The 16,818-nt window shown below is 73.5% G+C and carries 14 protein-coding genes; 8 read left to right on the top strand and 6 right to left on the bottom strand.

Going from position 1 to position 16,818, the window contains the following annotated elements; all coding sequences use genetic code 11:
- Positions 1 to 124: 124 nt before the first annotated feature.
- From glgC to D3218_RS14110, 7 genes are all read left to right on the top strand, one after another.
- Positions 125 to 1,393 (top strand): glucose-1-phosphate adenylyltransferase, encoded by a 1,269-nt coding sequence (gene glgC / locus D3218_RS14140; protein ID WP_119540738.1) that lies wholly within the window; start codon positions 125 to 127, stop codon positions 1,391 to 1,393.
- Positions 1,390 to 2,835 (top strand): glycogen synthase GlgA, encoded by a 1,446-nt coding sequence (glgA, locus tag D3218_RS14135; protein WP_119540737.1) that lies wholly within the window; start codon positions 1,390 to 1,392, stop codon positions 2,833 to 2,835. Before glgC ends, glgA begins: the two co-directional genes overlap by 4 nt.
- Positions 2,832 to 4,463 carry an alpha-D-glucose phosphate-specific phosphoglucomutase gene (locus D3218_RS14130; protein ID WP_210209687.1) on the top strand — a complete coding sequence of 544 codons (1,632 nt, stop codon included), beginning with the start codon at positions 2,832 to 2,834 and terminating at the stop codon, positions 4,461 to 4,463. The genes glgA and D3218_RS14130 overlap by 4 nt, the downstream gene beginning before the upstream one ends.
- The gene (locus D3218_RS14125) at positions 4,460 to 5,047 is read left to right on the top strand and encodes a DUF2585 domain-containing protein (protein WP_119540875.1); all 588 of its coding nucleotides are present in this window, start codon (positions 4,460 to 4,462) and stop codon (positions 5,045 to 5,047) included. Before D3218_RS14130 ends, D3218_RS14125 begins: the two co-directional genes overlap by 4 nt.
- Before the next feature lie 11 nt (positions 5,048 to 5,058).
- On the top strand, positions 5,059 to 7,083 hold the full coding sequence (gene glgX, locus D3218_RS14120) for a glycogen debranching protein GlgX (protein ID WP_119540735.1): 2,025 nt from the start codon (positions 5,059 to 5,061) through the stop codon (positions 7,081 to 7,083).
- An 88-nt stretch (positions 7,084 to 7,171) separates the two neighbouring features.
- Positions 7,172 to 9,019, top strand: a complete 1,848-nt coding sequence (mutL, locus tag D3218_RS14115; protein WP_119540734.1) for a DNA mismatch repair endonuclease MutL — start codon at positions 7,172 to 7,174, stop codon at positions 9,017 to 9,019.
- Positions 9,020 to 9,075: 56 nt separating this feature from the next.
- A complete protein-coding gene (locus D3218_RS14110; protein WP_119540733.1) occupies positions 9,076 to 9,291 on the top strand; it encodes a DUF2093 domain-containing protein in 216 nt (71 codons plus the stop codon).
- 12 nt (positions 9,292 to 9,303) lie between these two features.
- Here the strand turns inward: D3218_RS14110 and lpxK are convergent, their stop codons facing one another.
- Genes lpxK through D3218_RS14080 form a run of 6 tightly spaced genes read right to left on the bottom strand, consistent with a single transcriptional unit; the run spans position 9,304 to position 14,850 of the window.
- Complete coding sequence (lpxK, locus tag D3218_RS14105) at positions 9,304 to 10,320, bottom strand: tetraacyldisaccharide 4'-kinase (RefSeq protein ID WP_119540874.1); 1,017 nt, start codon at positions 10,318 to 10,320, stop codon at positions 9,304 to 9,306.
- The gene (locus tag D3218_RS14100; protein ID WP_119540732.1) at positions 10,320 to 11,642 is read right to left on the bottom strand and encodes a 3-deoxy-D-manno-octulosonic acid transferase; all 1,323 of its coding nucleotides are present in this window, start codon (positions 11,640 to 11,642) and stop codon (positions 10,320 to 10,322) included. Before D3218_RS14100 ends, lpxK begins: the two co-directional genes overlap by 1 nt.
- Entirely contained in the window at positions 11,639 to 12,415 is a 777-nt protein-coding gene (locus D3218_RS14095) for a lysophospholipid acyltransferase family protein (protein WP_168990530.1), read from the bottom strand. Before D3218_RS14095 ends, D3218_RS14100 begins: the two co-directional genes overlap by 4 nt.
- 22 nt (positions 12,416 to 12,437) lie before the next feature.
- Entirely contained in the window at positions 12,438 to 12,674 is a 237-nt protein-coding gene (locus D3218_RS14090) for a DUF4170 domain-containing protein (RefSeq protein ID WP_119540731.1), read from the bottom strand.
- A gap of 50 nt (positions 12,675 to 12,724) precedes the next feature.
- The gene (locus D3218_RS14085) at positions 12,725 to 13,510 is read right to left on the bottom strand and encodes a 3'(2'),5'-bisphosphate nucleotidase CysQ (RefSeq protein ID WP_245415050.1); all 786 of its coding nucleotides are present in this window, start codon (positions 13,508 to 13,510) and stop codon (positions 12,725 to 12,727) included.
- Positions 13,511 to 13,512: 2 nt separating this feature from the next.
- A complete protein-coding gene (locus tag D3218_RS14080; protein WP_119540729.1) occupies positions 13,513 to 14,850 on the bottom strand; it encodes a TldD/PmbA family protein in 1,338 nt (445 codons plus the stop codon).
- A gap of 120 nt (positions 14,851 to 14,970) precedes the next feature.
- On the opposite strand from D3218_RS14080, the gene D3218_RS14075 reads away from it, so the two are divergent.
- On the top strand, positions 14,971 to 16,815 hold the full coding sequence (locus D3218_RS14075) for a monovalent cation:proton antiporter-2 (CPA2) family protein (RefSeq protein WP_119540728.1): 1,845 nt from the start codon (positions 14,971 to 14,973) through the stop codon (positions 16,813 to 16,815).
- Positions 16,816 to 16,818: the final 3 nt, after the last annotated feature.

The following is a 16,818-nucleotide window of genomic DNA, read 5'->3' as shown; positions in this document are numbered from 1 at the left end:
AACCGGCCCCCGGGCCGGTTGCCGCCGGGTCATCGGCCCTATCTTTCCGCTGTGGAAACACAGAACAGTGGCGACCGGCAGGCCCCCGGCGGGTGCTCGCGGGAACGGCGCAGGAGGAGACGATATGGCAGATCACCGGCGCGCGGGGCCGATCGCGCGTGACACGATGGCCTATGTGCTGGCCGGGGGGCGCGGCTCCCGCCTGATGGAGCTCACTGACGACCGCGCCAAGCCCGCGGTCTATTTCGGCGGCAAGTCGCGCATCATCGACTTCGCCCTGTCCAACGCGATCAACTCGGGCATCCGCCGCATCGGCGTCGCCACGCAGTACAAGGCCCACTCGCTGATCCGCCACCTCAACCGGGGCTGGAACTTCCTGCGGCCGGGACGCAACGAGAGCTTCGACGTCCTGCCTGCCTCGCAGCGCGTGTCGGAGGACCAGTGGTATGCCGGCACGGCCGACGCCGTGTACCAGAACATCGACATCATCGAGGCCTACGCGCCCGAATACATCGTCATTCTGGCAGGCGACCACGTCTACAAGATGGACTACGAGATCATGCTCCAGCAGCATGTGGACACGGGCGCGGACGTGACCATCGGCTGCCTGGAGGTGCCGCGCATGGAGGCCGTGGCCTTCGGCGTGATGCACGTGGACGACAAGAACCAGATCACCGCCTTCGTGGAGAAGCCGGCCGATCCGCCGGCGATTCCCGGCCGCCCGGACACGGCGCTGGCCTCCATGGGCATCTACGTCTTCAACACGAGGTTCCTGGCCGCCCAGCTCCGCCGCGACGCGGCCGACCCCGGCTCCAGCCGCGACTTCGGCCACGACATCGTGCCCTACGTGGTCAAGCACGGCACGGCCTACGCCCACACGTTCTCGTCCTCCGTGGTGCGCTCGGAGGCCGAGTACGGCTCGTACTGGCGCGACGTCGGCACGGTGGACGCCTACTGGCAGGCCAATATCGACCTCACCGACGTGGTGCCCCAGCTCGACATCTACGACCGCGACTGGCCGATCTGGACCTATGCCGACGTGACGCCGCCGGCCAAGTTCGTCCATGACGAGGACGGGCGCCGCGGCATGGCGATCTCCTCGCTGGTGTCGGGCGACTGCATCATCTCCGGCGGCTCGCTGCACCGCTCGCTGCTGTTCACCGGGGTGCGCCAGAACTCCTATTCCGTGCTCAACGAAGCCGTGGTCCTGCCCCATTGCCACATCGGCCGGGGCTCGCGCGTCACCCGGGCGATCCTCGACCGGGGCGTCCACATCCCCGACGGGCTGGTGATCGGCGAGGACCCCGAGCTCGACGCCCGGCGCTTCCGCCGCTCGGCCGGAGGCGTGTGCCTCGTCACCCAGTCCATGATCGACCGGCTCGGCCAGGGATGACCAGCGTTCTCTCCGTCGCGTCGGAGGTCTTTCCGCTGATCAAGACGGGTGGGCTTGCGGACGTGGCCGGCGCGCTGCCGCTGGCGCTCGGCCAGGTCGGCGTCGAGGTGACGACCCTCCTGCCGGCCTACCCGTCGGTGCTGTCCGGGCTCGAGGGCGCGTCCGCCGTCGCCGCGATCGACGATCTCTTCGGCGGCCCGGCGCGCGTCCTGCGGGCGGAGGTCGCGGGCCTCGCGCTGCTGCTCCTCGACGCGCCCCACCTCTTCGACCGGCCGGGCGGCCCCTATGTGGGCGCGAACGGCTACGACCACCCGGACAACTGGGCGCGCTTCGCCGCGCTCGGGCGCGTCGGCGCCCTGGTGGGCACCGGCCTCGTGCCGGGCTACCGGCCCGACATCGTGCATGCCCACGACTGGCAGGCGGCGCTCGCCCCGGTGTATCTGGAGCATCTGGGCGCCGACCGTCCCCGCACGGCCATCACCATCCACAACCTCGCCTTCCAGGGCGCCTTTCCGCAGACGATCTTCGCCGGGCTCGGCCTGCCGCCGGAGGCCTGGGGCGTCGACGGCGTCGAATACTACGGCTCGGTCGGCTTCCTGAAGGGCGGGCTTCGCGCCAGCGACCGGATCACCACGGTGAGCCCCAACTACGCGCGCGAGATCCTCACCGCCGAGGGCGGCATGGGCCTCGACGGCCTCCTGCGCGGGCGCGAGGACCGGCTGTCGGGCATCGTCAACGGCATCGACGTGGCGACCTGGGACCCGGACCGCGACCCGCACGTGGCCGCGACCTTCGACAGAGACACGCTGTTCCGCCGCGTCCTCAACAAGCGGGCGCTAGAGGCCGAGTTCGCGCTGGAGGAGGACGACACGCCGCTTCTCGCCGTGGTCAGCCGCCTGACCTGGCAGAAGGGGCTCGATATCCTGGCCGAGAGCTGCGACGAGATCGTCGCCAGCGGCTGCCGGTTGGCCGTGGTGGGCTCGGGCGACCGGCTGCTGGAGGGCGCCTTCCTGTCGGCGGCCGCCCGGCACTCCGGGCGCATGGGCGTTCGCATCGGCTACGACGAGGTCCTGTCGCACAAGGTGCAGGCGGGCGCCGACGCGCTGCTGGTCCCGTCGCGCTTCGAGCCCTGCGGCCTGACCCAGCTCTATGCGCTGCGCTACGGCTGCATGCCGGTCGTGTCGCGCGTCGGCGGCCTTGCCGACACGGTGATCGACGCCAACTTCGCCGCGCAGACCGCGGGCGTGGCGACCGGCATCATCTTCGCCCCCGTCACGCGCGAGGCGCTGATGGAGGGCGTGCAGCGCCTTCTCACGCTCTATGCCGACGCGCCGCTGTGGCGCGACATGCAGCGCACCGCCATGGCGAGCGACGTGTCCTGGACCGCCAGCGCCCGCCGCTACGCAGACCTCTACCAGAGCCTCGTCGAGGAACGACCCTGATGATCCGCACCGTCGCGACCAAGCCCTTCGACGACCAGAAGCCCGGCACGTCCGGCCTGCGCAAGAAGGTCCCGCATTTCGCGCAGGAGAACTACGCCGAGAACTTCCTCCAGGCGATCTTCGACGCCACCGAGCGCCCCGCCGGCTCGGCCATCGTGATCGGCGGCGACGGGCGCTTTCTCAACGCCACCGTGATCCGCAAGGCGATCCGCATGGCGGCCGCCAACGGCGTCGCCAAGGTGATCGTCGGGCAGAACGGCCTCCTGTCGACGCCCGCCGCCTCCAACCTCATCCGCCAGCGCAAGGCGGCCGGCGGCATCGTCCTGTCCGCCTCCCACAATCCCGGCGGGCCGGACGGCGACTTCGGCATCAAGTACAACATCGCCAACGGCGGCCCGGCGCCCGAGGGCGTGACCGACGCGATCTACCGCCGCACCCGCGAGATCGCGGACTACCGCATCTGGAACGGCGAGGCGCCGGACCTCTCGGTGGTCGGCACCAGCCGCCTCGGCGACATGGATGTCGAGATCGTCGACCCCGTCGTCGACTACGCCGCGCTGATGGAGACCCTGTTCGACTTCGCGCGGATCCGCGAGGCGATCGCCGGCGGCCTGACGCTGCGCTTCGACGCCATGCACGCGGTCACCGGGCCCTACGCCCGCGAGATCCTGGAGCGGCGGCTGGGCGCGCCGCAGGGCACGGTGCTGAACGGGGTGCCCTCCGAGGACTTCGGCGGCGGCCACCCCGACCCCAACGTGGTCTGGGCCGCGCCGCTGGTGGACCTGATGATGGGGCCGACCGCACCCGACTTCGGCGCCGCCTCCGACGGCGACGGCGACCGCAACATGATCCTCGGGCGCGGCATCGTCGTCACCCCGTCGGATTCGCTCGCGGTCCTCGCCGCCAACGCGCATCTGGCGCCCGGCTACGCCAAGGGCATCGCGGGCATCGCCCGTTCGATGCCGACCAGCGGCGCCGCGGACCGCGTGGCGAAGGCGCGGGGCGTCGGCATCTACGAGACGCCCACCGGCTGGAAGTTCTTCGGCAACCTGCTCGACGCCGGCAAGGTGACGATCTGCGGCGAGGAGAGCGCGGGCACGGGGTCGGACCACGTGCGCGAGAAGGACGGGCTCTGGGCCGTGCTCCTTTGGCTCAACATCCTCGCCGTGCGGGGCCAGTCGGTGGCCGACATCGTGGCGGCACACTGGGCCGAGTTCGGCCGCAACTACTACCAGCGCCACGACTACGAGGAGGTCGACAAGCCCGCCGCCGAGGAGCTGATGAACAGCTTGCGCGGGCGCCTCGCCTCCATGGCGGGCCAGCGGTTCGGCACGCTCGTGGTCTCGGAGGCCGACGACTTCTCCTACAAGGATCCGGTCGACGGCTCGGTGTCGACCGGCCAGGGCGTGCGCATCGTCTTCTCCGGCGGCTCGCGCATCGTGTTCCGCCTGTCGGGCACCGGCACGGTGGGCGCGACGCTGCGCGTCTACCTCGAGCGTTTCGAGCCCGATCCGGCGCGCCACGCCCTGCCGGTCGAGGAGGCGCTGAAGGAGCTGGTCGACACGGCCGATGCGATCGGCGAGATCCGGGCCCGCACGGGCCGTGCCGAGCCGGACGTTCGCACCTGAGCGCCGCATCCGCACCCGGCGCACGGCACGTCTCGCCGCGCGCCGCCATCCTCGTCGCCGCGATCGTCGCGGCGACGGCGGCGATCCTCCTCGCCATGGGCCGCGTGCCGATCTGCGAATGCGGATACGTGAAGCTCTGGCACGGCGAGGTGGCGAGTTCGCAGAACTCGCAGCACCTGTCGGACTGGTACTCCCCGTCCCACCTCATCCACGGCTTCCTGTTCTACGGCCTCCTGCACCTCCTCGCCCGGCGCTGGTCGCTCGGGCATCGGCTGGTGCTGGCGACGCTGATGGAGGCCGCCTGGGAGATCGCGGAGAACACCGACGCGGTGATCGACCGCTACCGCGAGGCGACGATCGCGCTCGACTATTTCGGCGACAGCGTGGTGAATTCGGTGGCCGACATCGGCTTCATGGCGGCGGGTTTCCTGCTCGCCGCACGCCTGCCGGTCTGGGCGACGGTCGCGATCGCCCTCGGCTTCGAGCTCCTGACCGGCTGGCTGATCCGCGATAACCTCACCTTGAACGTCCTGATGCTTCTCTATCCGCTGGACGCCGTGCGCGACTGGCAGGGCGCCTTGTAGGGACGGGCAGCATGACGACGATCACGGCGGAGCACGGGGCGCCCGAGCGGCTGGGGGCGAGCCCCGGCGCGGACGGCACGCATTTCGCGGTGTTCTCGGCCCATGCGAGCCGCATCGAGCTCTGCCTGTTCGATCCGGCCGGCATCCGGGAGCGCGAGCGCCTCGCCCTGCCCGGCCGGGCGGGCGACGTGCATTTCGGCTTCGTGCCGGGGCTGGCGGAGGGGGCGCTCTACGGGCTTCGCGCCCATGGGCCCTTCGATCTCGCCCGGGGCCACCGCTTCGACCCGTCGAAGCTCCTGGTCGACCCCTATGCGCTGCGCCTCGACCGGCCCTTCGTCTACCACGCGGCGCTGGGAAGCCCGCCCGGGCGCCGGCTCGACACAGCCCCGCTGATGCCGCGCGCGGTGGTCTGCCGTCCGGCGGGCGGCGCGCCGGTGCTGCCACGCCGGGCGCCCGGCTTCACCTACGAGCTTCTGGTGCGCGCCTACACGCAGGCCCATCCCGGCGTGCCCGCCGCGCTGCGCGGCACGCTGGGCGCGCTCGCCGAGCCCGCGGTCCTCGACCATCTCCAGCGCCTCGGCGTCGAGACGGTGGAGCTGATGCCGCTCACCGCGGCGATCGACGAGCGGCACCTCGTCCATCTCGGCCTCGGCAACGCCTGGGGCTACAACCCGGTGTGCCAGATGGCGCCCGACCCGCGCCTCGTGCCCGGCGGCTGGCCGGAGGTGCGCCGGGTGAGCGACGCGCTGCACGCGCGCGGCATCCGCGTGCTGCTCGACATGGTGCTGAACCATTCGGGCGAGAGCGACCACGGCGGGCCGACGCTCTGCTATCGCGGGCTCGACAACGCCACCTACTACGCCGCCGACGCGGCCGAGCCCGACCGGCTCGCCAACGACACCGGCACGGGCAACACCTTCGCCTTCTGGCGCGAGCCGGTGATGCGGCTCGGGATCGACGCGCTCCGGGCCTGGGTGGAATACGGCGGGGTCGACGGCTTCCGCTACGACCTCGGCACGGTGCTCGGCCGCACGCCGCAAGGCTTCCGGCCGGACGCGCCGTTCCTCCGGCGCCTGGCGGCCGACCCGGTCCTGCGGGACCGTCTCCATGTGATGGAGCCCTGGGACGTCGGCCCCGGCGGATACCAGGTCGGCGCCTTCCCCGCACCCTTCCTGGAATGGCAGGACCGGTTCCGCGACGACGTGCGCCGCTTCTGGCGCGGCGAGGGCGGCCTCCTGTCGGCGCTCGCCACGCGCCTGGCGGGCTCGCCCGACCTCTTCGCCGGGCCGGGCCGCGACGCCGCGTCAGGCGTCAACTTCGTCACCGCCCACGACGGGTTCACGCTCCACGACCTCGTCGCCTACGAGGCCAAGCACAACGAGGCCAACGGCGAGAACAACCGCGACGGCCACGGCGAGAACCATTCCTGGAACAACGGGACGGAGGGCGCGACGCCCGATCCCGCCATCCTGGCCGCGCGGCAGCGCGACATGCGCGCGCTCCTCGCCACGCTGTTCGTCGCGCGGGGCAACCCGATGATCGTCGCCGGCGACGAGCTGGGCCGCAGCCAGGGCGGCAACAACAACGCCTATGCGCAGGACAACGAGACCGTCTGGCTCGACTGGGCGGGCGCCGACGGGGCGCTCGCCGCGTTCACCGCCCGGCTCGCCCGGCTGCGCGCGGCGGTGCCCGCCCTCCGCGCCCCCGCCTTCCTGACCGGCGCGTTGGTGGACGGGGCGCCCGACGTCGTCTGGCTGGGCGCCGGCGGCGAGGCGATGGCACCCGGCGAGTGGCGGGACGATGCGCGGCGCTGGCTCGGCGCGCGGCTGGCGGCGCGGGGCTCGGCGGCGCTCGTCTATCTCCATGCCGGCCGCGAGCCGCTGGCGCTCCGCCTGCCCGCGCCGGCGCCCGGCCGCACGCACCGGCTCGTGCTCCAGACCGACCGGCCGGAGGCGGGCGAGCGGCCGCTCCGGCCCGGCGAGCCCTTCACGCTGGCGCCCCGCTCCGTCGCGGTGATCCTCGAGGCGGCGGCGTGAGAGCGCCCCGGTCCGCGATCCGCGCCCGTTTGCTCCGGCGCCCGGACGGGCCTATGTGACGGCGAGCCCCAGCCGCCGAAAGCCGCCCATGCCGATCCGCCAGCTCACCGAGACCCTGATCGACCAGATCGCCGCCGGCGAGGTGGTGGAGCGGCCGGCCAGCGTCGTGAAGGAACTGGTGGAGAACGCGCTGGACGCCGGCGCCCGGCGCATCGAGATCGTCACGGCGGGTGGCGGCAAGAGCCTGATCCGCATCACCGACGACGGGTGCGGCATTCCCTTGGCCGAGCTGCCGCTGGCGGTGCGCCGCCACTGCACCTCCAAGATGGAGGGCGGACTGCAGGGCATCGAGACGCTCGGCTTCCGGGGCGAGGCGCTTCCCTCGATCGGCTCGGTGGCGCGGCTGTCGCTGCGCTCGCGGGCGCGCGGGGCCGACGGGGCGCACGAGATCCTGGTCCATGGCGGGCGGCAGGACGGCCCGCGTCCGGCGGCGCTCTCGGGCGGCACCGCGATCGAGGTGCGCGACCTGTTCCACGCCGTGCCCGCCCGGCTGAAGTTCCTGAAGAGCGACCGGGCGGAATCGGCGGCGATCACCGAGGTGGTGCGCCGCATCGCGATCGCCTTTCCGGGCGTGCGCTTCGAGCTGACCGGCGAGGACCGGAGCCCGCTCGTGCTGCCCGCCGTGGAGGAGGCACAGGCGCTGGAGCGCGTCTCCGCCATCGTCGGCGACAGCTTCGCCGACAACGCCTTCGCGCTGGACGCGGGGCGCGAGGGCGTGTTCCTCGCCGGCCACGCCGGCCTGCCGAGCTTCCATCGCGGCACGGCGCAGCACCAGTATGTCTACGTCAACGGCCGCCCGGTGCGCGACCGGCTGATCCTGTCGGCGATCCGCGGCGCCTATGCCGACGTCATGCCGCGCGACCGCCATCCGGTCTGCGTCCTGTTCCTCCAGGTCGACCCGCGCGACGTCGACGTCAACGTCCACCCGGCCAAGGCCGACGTGCGCTTCCGCGACCCCGGCCTCGTGCGCGGGCTCGTGGTGGGCGCGATCCGCGCGGAGCTGGCGCGCCTGTCCCTGCGCGGCTCGACGGAAGGGGCGGAGGGGCTGATGGCGCGCTTCCGGACGGGCGTGGTGGCCGAGCCGGCACCGGTCCGGCATGAGGGCGCCCCGGCCCTGGCCCCGGCCCCGGCCATGCGCTCCTCGTTCGCCTTCGGCGAGCGCCCCGTCGCGCCCTACGATCCGGCCCGTTCCCCGTCGCGCCCCCTGGACGCGCCGCCCGCACGCTTCGGCGGCTTCCAGCCGTCGGCCCGCGCCGACGGGCTCGAGGAGGCGCCCGCAGCGCCCGCGCGGGGCGAGTTTCCGCTGGGCGCCGCGCGCGCCCAGATCGGCCGGGCCTTCATCGTCGCCGAGACCGACGACAGCCTGGTGCTGATCGACCAGCACGCCGCGCACGAGCGGCTCGTCTACGAGGCGCTCAAGGAGGCGATGCACGCCCGCCCCCTCCCCTCGCAGATGCTGCTGATCCCCGAGGTCGTGGACCTCACGGAGGCCGAGGTGGAGCGGCTGGTGGCGGAGGAGGCGGTGCTGCGGCGCTTCGGGCTCCACCTGGAGCGCTTCGGGCCCGGCGCGGTGATGGTGCGCGAGACACCCGCCCTCCTCGGCGAGGTGGACGCGCCCGCCTTGGTGCGCGAGATCGCCGACGAACTGACCGAGGCCGGCGGCGCGGCGGGCCTCGGGCTGCGCGTCGACCACGTCGCGGCCACCATGGCCTGCCATGGCTCGGTGCGCGCCGGACGCCGCCTCCAGGCGCCCGAGATGAACGCGCTGCTGCGCCGCATGGAGCAGGTGCCGGCGTCCGCCACCTGCAACCACGGCCGCCCGACCTTCATCGAGCTGAAGCTCGCCGACATCGAGCGCCTGTTCGGGCGCCGTTGACAAGACGGGCCCTTTGCGCCGAACAACGGGCAGACCTGTTGGAAAGACGACCTACGATGATGAACCGGATGGACGGCGGCGGCGAGGCCAGGCTGCGCTACGGCGACGGCGACTTCGAGGTGCTGCGCCCTGGCGCCTTCGTGCGCTGCGCGGTGAGCGGCGAGGCGATCCCGCTGGATCTCCTGAAATACTGGAGCGTGGAGCGGCAGGAGCCCTATGCCGACGCCGCCGCCGCGCTGGCGCGCGAGCTGGAGGTCGGCGGGCGCGGCTGAGTCGTCCCCTCTCTAGCGCGCCCCGAACGAGCGCAGCGCCGCCGCGATCAGCGCGTCCGGCGCGCCGGCGTCGCCGAAGCGCAAGGCCACGCGCAGGACGCGCGACGCCTCGGCCAGCGCGCGGGCGCGCGGGCCGCCGCCCGCGAGCCGCACATGGTCTTTGGCGGTGGTCACGGGCACGAGGCCCTTCGCCTCCGCCTCCGCCAGAAGCGCCCCGGCGTCGGCCTCGCCGAACGGGTGATGGTCGGGGAAGTCGCGCCGCGCCTCCACCACGGCGCCGGCCTCCGCGAGCGAGCGATGGAACTTGCCGGGATCGGCGATGCCGGCGAAGGCGAGGCAGCGGGCGCCGCGCAAGGATGCCGCGTCCAGCACCGCGAGACGGGCGCGGTGCACCGGGCGGCCCTCCGCGGCCGCGCGGCGCGCCACCGCGTCGCCGGCCTCCCCCTCGCCCACCACCAGGATCGCGTCGGCCAGCGGCCATTGCGCTTCGAGCGGCGCGCGCAAGGGGCCGGCGGGAAACACCCGGCCGTTTCCGAGCCCGCGCGCCCCGTCCACCACCAGGAGCGCCACGTCGGCGCGGAGCTGCGCGCTCTGGAAGCCGTCGTCCATCAGGAACAGGTCGCAGCCGGCATGGCGCAAGAGGATCGCGCCGGCCGCCCGGTCGGGCGAGACGGCGGTGGGCGCCGCCTCGGCCAGAAGCAGCGCCTCGTCGCCCACCAGTCCCGCGCCGTGGCGGTCCGGGTCGACCAGGAGCGGCAGCCGGGCTGCGCCGCCGTGGCCGCGTGTCAGGAAACCGGGCCGCAGACCGCGCGCGCGCGCCGCCTCGGCCAGCGCCAGCGCGGCGGGCGTCTTGCCGCCGCCGCCCAGGGTGAAGTTGCCGACGCAGATCAGCGGCGCCGTGGCCGGGCGTCGCGGCGCGCGTTCCATGCGCCGGGCGGCGACGCGGCCGTAGACCAGCGCGGCGGGCGAGAGGAGCGACGCCTGCCAGCCGGCGGGGGCGAACCAGAAGGCCGGGGCGCGCGCGCCGATCACCGCCCCTCGCCCCGCCGGTCCATCGAGACCGCCAGCCGCAGGGGCAGGAGATAGGGGTCCAGCGCGTTCAGCGTCCGGCGAAGCGCCCCGCCCATCTCCTCGACGCTCTCGCGCGCGGCCCCGGCCATGGCGCGGCGCGTTTCGGGATGGGCGAAGAGCTCGGCCACCGCCGCCTCCAGCGCCGCCGCGTCCGGCACGATGCGCGCGCCGCCCCGCTCGATCAGGCGGCCGTAGATGTCGCGGAAGTTCTGCACCAGCCGGCCCGACAGGATCGCGGTGTTGAGCCGGGCCGCCTCCAGCGGGTTCTGCCCGCCCTCGGCATGGATCGACTTGCCGATGAAGGCGATGTCGGTGAGGCGCAGGTAGAAGCCCATGTCGCCGATCGTGTCGCCGAGCAGCACGTCGGCGGTCGGGTCGGGCAGCTCGCCCCGGCTCCAGCGCGCGACGTTGAGCCCCTTGGCCGCCAGCATCCGGTGCAGCGCCTCGGCGCGCTCCACGTGGCGCGGCACCACCACGGTGAGAAGGCGCGGCCGGTCCTCGCGCAGGGAGAGGTGGATGTCGGCCGCCATCGCCTCCTCGCCCTCGTGGGTCGACACGGCGGCCCAGACCGGACGCAGGCCGATCATGCGCCGGGCCTCGTCGAGGTCCTCGCGGTTCACCGGCGGGGCGGCGATGTCGGCCTTGAGATTGCCCACGGTGCTGACCGAGCGCGCGCCCAGCAGATGGTACCGCTCCGCGTCCACCTCCGACTGGGCCGCGACATGGGCGAAGCACTCCATGATGGATTCGGCGAGCCGGGGCGCGGCGCGCCAGCGCCGGAACGAGCGGTCCGACAGGCGGGCGTTGACGAGCACCTGGGGAACGCGGCGGCGGGCGAGCTCGCCCAGCGTCACCGGCCAGATCTCGCTCTCGGCCACCAGCGCGAGGTCGGGCTGCCAATGGTCCAGGAAGCGCGCCACGCAGGGGCGCAGGTCGAGCGGCACGTATTGGTGGATCATGCCGGGAACCAGCCGCTCGGCGATCATCGCGGCCGAGGTCACGGTGCCCGTGGTGACGAGGATGCCGATGCCCTCCGCCGCCAGCGTATGGGCGAGCGGCATCACGGCGAGGCTCTCGCCGACGCTCGCCGCATGGATCCAGACCAGCGGCCGGTCGTCCGGGCGCGGCTCGGAGGCGAAGCCGTAGCGCTCGCGACGGCGCGAGCGCTCCTCCTTGCCCTTGGAGGCGCGCCAGGCGACGTAGGGTCCGATCACCGGATAGGCGAGCGAGCCGGCGATGCGATAGGCGCCGAGCGCCCGGCGGGCCCAGAAGTCGCTCATGGACGGCCTCCGTCGGCGAGCCGCAGCGCCTCGGCGTTCGCCGCCTCGATCGCGCGGGTGAGTTCGGCGCGCAGGCGTTCCATCTCCTCCGGCCCGGCATCGGCCGGCACGTGGATCGGCTCGCCCATCACCACGGCGATCCGTCCGAACGGGAGCGGCAGGGTGGTCCTGTCCCAGCTCCGGCGCACCACGTGGCGCCGGCTGGTGACGGCCGCGCTCGGAACGATCGGCCGGCCGGACAGGCGGGCGAGCGTGACGATGCCGAGCCCGGCCTCGCGCGGGGTGCCCTTCGGCACGTCGGCGATCATGCACACGCCGATCCCCTCGGCGAGGCTGCGGCGCAGCGCGATCAGCGCCCGCGCGCCGCCCTTCCGGGCCGCCGCCTCGCGCACGCGCCCGCCCGAGCCCCGCACCGTTCCGATGCCGAAACGCTCCACGACCGCGGCGTTCATCTCGGCGTCGGCGCTGCGCGACAGGAGCGCGACATAGGGCAGTTCGACCGGGCGGAAGAAGGGGGCGAGCAGATGCTGCCCGTGCCACAGGCCGACGATCGCCGGGTGATGCCGCGTCAGGATGGCGCGGTGGTCGCTGGAGCCGGCGGCGGTGCGCTGGGTGCGGCAGATGAAGCGCAGCGCGCCGTGCACCAGCGCGGCGCCGACGCCGATCACGGCCGGCGAGCGCAGCCAGGCCTTGGAGCGCCGCTGGAGGCGCACGCGCAGCCGCTTGCGGGTCGCCTTGCCGCCTCCCCCTGTTGAACCCGCGATCTCGTCCACGCCCGCCGCAGCCCTCGGCCCGTCAGGCCGACTCGGGATCGAGCAGGCGATGCAGGTGGACGATGAAGTAGCGCATGGAGGCGTTGTCCACCGTGGCCTGGGCCTTGCCGCGCCAGGCGGCGAGCGCCGAGGCGTAGTCCGGGAAGATGCCCACCACGTCGAGCGCCGAGAGGTCGCGGAAGTCGACGCCCTCGAGGGTGGAAAGCTCGCCGCCGAACACGAGATGGAGGCGCTGGCGGGGCTCGGCTTCGCTGACCATGGGCGGGATCCGATCGTTGCGGCGGGCATGCGTCCCGCCGGGTGGAGCTGTCAGGCCGCCTGGGCGGCGAAGGAGCGCAGGCGCTCCACGATGTCCGGCGCGCCGGCGACCAGAACGCCATGCCTCGCGGGGACGGGATTGTAAAGGTGGTGGCCGGTCTCGAGCCCGGCAAGACGCCCGCCGGCCCGCTCCAGGATGAGGTCGGCCGCCGCGATGTCCCAGTCGTTGGCCCGCGCGCCCACCAGCGTCCCGTCCAGCGCGCCCGAGGCGACCATGGCGAGGCGCAGCGCCAGCGAGGGGACGTTGGGCGAGAAGGCGATGCGCGCGTCCGCCCGCTCGGACAGCCGGCGGCGCATCGGCTCGGGCATGGCGAGGCGCAGCGTCTCCTCGGGCCCGTGCCCGGTGCGCGCTGCGATCGGCGCGCCGTTCAGCGTCGCCGGCGTATCGGCGCCGGCCAGGAACACCTCGTCCCGCGCGGGAGCGTCGAGGACGCCGGCCACCGGGCGCCCCCCGGCCACCACGGCGACCGAGACGCACCAGTCGGGCTCGCCGCGCAGGAAGGCGCGCGTGCCGTCGATCGGGTCCACCACGAAGAAGCGCGCCTCCTCGCCGGCGGCCGGGCGCGCGGCGGTCTCCTCCGAGACCCAGCCGTAGCCGGGCCGGGCGCCGAGCAGCGCCGAGGCGAGATACTGGTCCACCGCGAGATCGGCTTCCGAGACGGGCGACTGCCCCTTCCACCAGACGCGCGGGTCCTTGCGCCAGAAGCGCAGCGCGATGCGCCCCGCCTCCGCCGCGACCTCCGCGAGGAGGGCGAGATCGTCCCGGTCGTGCGCCACGCTCAGCGGCCCGCCACCGTCATCTCGCCGATCCGGAGCGTCGGCACGACCACGGAGAAGCGCTCGTCCATGTCGTCGGCGGGCTCGATCGCGAGCAGCATGTCGGCGAGGTTGCCCGCCACCGTGAACTCCGACACCGGCTCGGCGAGCGCGCCGTCCCGGATCCGGAAGCCGGACGCCCCGCGCGAATAGTCGCCGGTGACGAGGTTGGCGCCCGATCCGATCATCTCGGTGACGTAGATGCCCTCGTGCGTGTCGCGCAGCAGCGCCTCGGGCGACAGCGCGCCCGGCGTCAGCGAGACGTTGGTGGCCGAGGGCGAGACGCCGGCGGACGAGCGCGAGGCGCGCCCGTTGGTGGCGAGGCCGAGCTCGCGCGCGGTGGCGCTGTCGAGCAGCCAGTGCCGCAAGACGCCGTCCTCCACCAGCGCCAGCCGTTCGCCCGCCACGCCCTCGCCGTCGAAGGGGCGCGAGCCGGCCCGGCGCGGGAGGCGCGGCTCGTCCACGAGGTCGAGCCCGGCGGGCAGCACGCGCCGGCCCATCCGGTCCTTCAGGAAGCTCGTGCCGCGCGCGATGGCCGCGCCGTTGACGGCGCCCAGGAGGCTGCCGATCAGCCCGCGCGAGACGCGCGGATCGAGCACGATCGCGTAGCGGCCGGTGGCAAGCTTGCCGGGGTCGAGGCGCCGCGCCGCCCGCTCGCCCGCCCGGCGGCCGATCGCGGCGGCGCCCTCGAGGTCGGCGGCGTGGATGCGCGAATCGAAGTCGTAGTCGCGCTCCATTCCGGTGCCCTCGCCCGCCACCGCGCTCACCGAGCGCGAGAAGCCGGAGCGCCGGCGCCAGCCGGAAAAACCGGTGGAGGTGACGAGCACGAGCCCGGTGGCGCCGAAGCCGGCCGAGGCGCTGCCCGAACGGGTGACGCCCGGCACGCCGAGCGCGGCCTCCTCCAGCGCGCGCGCCGTCTCGACCAGGCCTTCGCCGGAGATCTCGGTCGGGTCGAACAGGTCGAGGTCGGGCCGGTCCGCGGCCAGGAGCGCGGGGTCGGCGAGGCCGGCATACGGATCCTCGGGCGAAACGCGCGCCATGGCGACCGCGCGCTCCGCCAGGCGGTCCATGTCGGCGCGCGGATCGGCCGAGACGGTGGCGACGCGCCGGCCCACGAAGACGCGCAGGGAGAGGTCGTCGCTTTCCGACGATTCCAGCCCCTCCACCTTGCCCAGGCGCACCTGCGCGCTCTGCGAGCGGGAGCGGACCACGGCGGCGTCCGCGGCATGCGCGCCGGCGCGCCGCGCCGCCTCGATCAGCCGCTGCCCGGTCTCCTCCAGCCGTCCGATGTCGTCATTCATGGGGAAACCGCCGAACCTTTTGCATCCGCACCATCTATTATGCCATTGGCTGCCTTCAAGCCGACGTCAAGCCGCCCCGCCCGAGGACTTGCGTGCGCCGGCGTGCCCCCGGAGAAGGCCATGGCAGAGACCGCGCCGCTGTTTCTCGAGATCCTGCTGATCCTCGGCGGCGGCATCGTGGCCGGCACCCTGTTCAAGCGCATCGGCCTGGGCACCATTCTCGGCTACCTGTTCGCCGGCATCGTGATGGGCCCGATCCTGCGCCTGGTGCAGCACGGGCAGGCCGAGATCCTCCATATCGGCGAGCTCGGCGTGGTGTTCCTGCTCTTCATCATCGGGCTGGAGCTGAAGCTCTCGCGCCTGTGGGCGCTGCGCCGTCAGATCTTCGGCCTCGGGCTCGCCCAGGTCATGGTCACCGGCGGCGTCCTGACGCTGGGGCTGGCGCTGGTGCTGCCGGGCTGGAACGCGGCCGTGGTGATCGGCTTCGGGCTCGCCCTCTCCTCCACCGCCTTCGCGCTGCAACTCCTAGAGGAATCGGGAGAGATCAACCTGCGCTTCGGCCAGACCTCGTTCTCGATCCTCCTGTTCCAGGACCTCGCCATCGTGCCGCTCCTGGCGCTCCTGCCGGTCCTGGCGCCGGGCGGGAAGGACGCGGCGGCCTTCGACCCGCTCGCGATGGCGCGCTCGCTCGGCGCGCTGGTGGCGCTGGTGGCGGCCGGGCGCTACCTCCTCAACCCGCTGTTCCGTGTGCTGGCGAACGCGGGCGCGCGCGAGGTGATGATCGCCGCGGCGCTGTTCGTGGTGCTGGCCTCGGCGCTGCTGATGGGCCTTGCCGGCTTCTCCATGGCGATGGGCGCCTTCATCGCCGGCGTGCTGCTGGCCGAATCCTCCTATCGCCACGAGCTCGAGGCCAATATCGACCCGTTCCGCGGGCTGCTGCTCGGCCTCTTCTTCATCGGCGTCGGCCTGACGCTCGACCTGTCGGTGATCGCCGACAACGCCTGGATCGTGCTCCTCGGCGCTCCCGGGCTGATGGCCGTCAAGGCGGCGATCCTCTATCCGCTCTGCCGGGCGTTCGGCGAGACGCATCCGGTCGCCCTGCGCACCTCGCTGGTGCTGCCGCAGGGCGGCGAGTTCGCCTTCGTCCTGTTCTCGGCCGCCACCGCCTCGGCGATCCTCGACGGCGCCACCGGCTCGCTCCTCGTGTCGATCGTCACGCTCTCCATGGCGCTGACGCCGCTGGCCGACCGGCTGGCCCGGCGCATGGCGCCCGACGAGGACCGGCCCGACGAGATGGAGGAGGACTTCTCCGGCGCCGGGCAGTCGGACGTCCTGATGATCGGCTTCTCGCGCTTCGGCCAGATCGCCGCGCAGGTGATGCTGTCGAGCGGGCTGGAGATGACGATCATCGATTCCTCGGCCGAGCGCATCCGCGCGGCCGGCCGCTTCGGCTTCCGCATCTATTTCGGCTCGGGGCTGCGCCGCAGCGTCCTGGAGGCGGCCGGCATCCGGCAGGTCAAGGTGGTGGCGGTCTGCACCAACAAGCCGGAGACCACCAACGCGATCGTCGACCTAATTCATTCGGAATTTCCGAACGTGCCGATCTTCGCGCGCTCCTACGACCGCAACCACTCGCTGACGCTGCGCGAGCGGGGCGTTGCCTTCGAGCTGCGCGAGACGCTGGAATCGGCGCTGCGCTTCGGGGGCAAGACCCTGGAGACGCTGGGGGTCGCCCACGACGAGGCGCGGCGCATCGTCGAGGACGTGCGCCGGCGCGACGCCGAGCGGCTGGCGCTGCAGCAGGCGCGCACCGCCGGCACGGGCTCGTCGGTGCTGGGCCGCGGGCGCGTCACCCCCGAGCCCCTGGTCAAGCCGAAGGGCGGCGAAGGCGCGCGCGCGCGCCAGCCGCGCGGCGCGGCGCCCGCCTATCTCTCCGGCGCGCCGGAGGACCGACCGCCGTCCTGACGG

Origin of the sequence: Aureimonas flava, assembly GCF_003583935.1 — a bacterium.
Taxonomy (GTDB): domain Bacteria; phylum Pseudomonadota; class Alphaproteobacteria; order Rhizobiales; family Rhizobiaceae; genus Aureimonas; species Aureimonas flava.
The sequence above is the reverse complement of the archived record's forward strand: the minus strand, read 5'-3'. Positions and strand labels throughout refer to the sequence as shown.

Bases quoted from the DNA above. Each gene is read 5' to 3' on its own strand.
- D3218_RS14110 (WP_119540733.1), top strand. From the start codon at position 9,076: ATGATGAACCGGATGGACGGCGGCGGCGAGGCCAGGCTGCGCTACGGC.
- glgA (WP_119540737.1), top strand. From the start codon at position 1,390: ATGACCAGCGTTCTCTCCGTCGCGTCGGAGGTCTTTCCGCTGATCAAG.
- D3218_RS14100 (WP_119540732.1), bottom strand. From the start codon at position 11,642: ATGAGCGACTTCTGGGCCCGCCGGGCGCTCGGCGCCTATCGCATCGCC.
- mutL (WP_119540734.1), top strand. From the start codon at position 7,172: ATGCCGATCCGCCAGCTCACCGAGACCCTGATCGACCAGATCGCCGCC.
- glgX (WP_119540735.1), top strand. From the start codon at position 5,059: ATGACGACGATCACGGCGGAGCACGGGGCGCCCGAGCGGCTGGGGGCG.
- glgC (WP_119540738.1), top strand. From the start codon at position 125: ATGGCAGATCACCGGCGCGCGGGGCCGATCGCGCGTGACACGATGGCC.
- D3218_RS14090 (WP_119540731.1), bottom strand. From the start codon at position 12,674: ATGGTCAGCGAAGCCGAGCCCCGCCAGCGCCTCCATCTCGTGTTCGGC.
- D3218_RS14080 (WP_119540729.1), bottom strand. From the start codon at position 14,850: ATGAATGACGACATCGGACGGCTGGAGGAGACCGGGCAGCGGCTGATC.
- D3218_RS14075 (WP_119540728.1), top strand. From the start codon at position 14,971: ATGGCAGAGACCGCGCCGCTGTTTCTCGAGATCCTGCTGATCCTCGGC.